This window comes from Mycobacterium sp. (assembly GCF_049802695.1).
Classification (GTDB): domain Bacteria; phylum Actinomycetota; class Actinomycetes; order Mycobacteriales; family Mycobacteriaceae; genus Mycobacterium.
On sequence record NZ_JBARMY010000065.1, the window covers coordinates 1 to 1,752 of the forward strand.

General features: G+C 68.7%; 2 protein-coding genes. Both read left to right on the forward strand.

The annotated features are described in order from the left end of the window. Window positions 1–159: 159 nt before the first annotated feature. Window positions 160–1,071, forward strand: coding sequence for a Rossmann-like and DUF2520 domain-containing protein (locus WA317_RS02490; protein ID WP_425171534.1), 912 nt, complete (start codon window positions 160–162; stop codon window positions 1,069–1,071). Then, on the forward strand, window positions 1,068–1,752 hold a 685-nt coding region (gene panC, locus WA317_RS02495; RefSeq protein WP_425171535.1), incomplete at its 3' end, for a pantoate--beta-alanine ligase. The genes WA317_RS02490 and panC, both read left to right, overlap by 4 nt.

Below are 1,752 nucleotides of genomic sequence, written 5' to 3' on the forward strand. Positions count from 1 at the left end.
CTCGCGGCCCGCATCGTCGCCGCGACTGAGTTGCATGACCGCGCTCCTCCGCGGGCCGCTCGCGGCCCGCATCGTCGCCGCGGTAAAGTCATAGGGACCGTCCGGTACCCGAGCTAACGGGACTGGAACGTACTAAGAGACTTGCGAGGGTCGTCTGCGATGGTGCAGTTCGACGGTTTGCGCCCCGCTCGGCTCAAGGTCGGGATCATCTCGGCCGGCCGCGTGGGCACCGCGCTGGGACAGGCGCTGGAACGAGCCGACCACGTTGTCGTGGCGTGCAGCGCCATTTCCCACGCGTCGAGGCAGCGGGCCCAGCAGCGCCTGCCGGACACCCCGGTATCCCCGGTTCCTGACGTCGCGGCCGGCGCTGAATTGTTGGTGCTGGCTGTACCCGACACCGAACTCGCCGCGCTGGTATCCGGTCTGGCCGAAACCGCGGCGGTACGGCCCGGAACGATCGTCGCGCACACCTCGGGTGCCAACGGCGTGGGCGTCCTGGCGCCGCTGAGCCGGCAAGGCTGCACTCCGCTGGCGATCCACCCGGCGATGACCTTCGTCGGCTCCGACGAAGACGTAGCCCGTCTGCCCGACACCTGTTTCGGCATCACCGCAGCCGACGAGGTCGGTTACGCGATCGCCCAGTCGCTGGTACTGGAAATGGGCGGCGAGCCGTTCCGGGTTCGTGAGGACGCCCGCACGCTGTATCACGCCGCACTGGCCCATGCCGCCAATCACCTCGTCACTGTGCTCGCCGACGCCCTGGAAGCCCTGCGGGCGGCGCTGCGGGGCCAGGAATTGCTCGGCCAGGAGCTTGTCTGCGACCAGCCGGGTGGCATCGCTGATCGGATACTCGGCCCGCTCGCGCGCGCAGCGCTGGAGAACACACTGCAACGAGGTCAGGCCGCACTCACCGGGCCCGTCGCACGCGGTGACGCCGCTGCGGTGGCCGACCACCTGTCTGCGCTCGCGGAAGTGGATCCGCGGCTCGCCCAGGCCTACCGCGTCAACGCGCTGCGGACCGCCCAACACGCCCGCGCCGCTGACGATGTCTTCGAGGTGTTGGCCCAGTGACCATTGCCAAACTGCCCAAGTTCAGTCCCGGTGAACTGAACGTGTACTCGGCACCACGTGACGTCTTCGACGTCTCCCGGGCACTGCGGCGCACCGGTCGCCGGGTGATGCTGGTGCCCACCATGGGCGCGCTGCACGACGGCCACATCGCTTTGATCCGGGCCGCCAAGCGTGTCTCCGGCGCGGTCGTGGTGGTGTCGATCTTCGTCAACCCGCTGCAATTCGGTGCCGGTGAGGATCTCGACGCCTACCCCCGTGTGCTCGACACTGACCTGGCACGGTTGCGTGACGAAGGGGCCGATATCGCCTTTACTCCGACCGTGGCGGCGATGTACCCCGACGGCCTGCGCACGGCCGTGGCTCCCGGCCCCCTGGCTTCCCAACTCGAAGGTGCGGCGCGGCCGACGCATTTTGCCGGCATGTTGACCGTCGTGCTCAAGCTGCTGCAGATCGTGCAACCGGACCGGGTGTTCTTCGGCGAGAAGGACTACCAACAGCTGGTATTGGTGCGGCAGCTGGTCGACGACTTCAACATCGACGTGCGGGTGGTGGGTGTACCGACCGCCCGCGAGGCTGACGGGCTGGCGATGTCGTCGCGTAACCGCTACCTCGATGCAGAGCAGCGGCAGGCAGCGACCGCGCTGTCGGCGGCACTGGTCGCCGGCGCCTACGCCGCTTCGG

Coding starts and splice junctions, on each gene's coding strand:
- WA317_RS02490 (WP_425171534.1), top strand. CDS start 160: ATGGTGCAGTTCGACGGTTTGCGCCCCGCTCGGCTCAAGGTCGGGATC.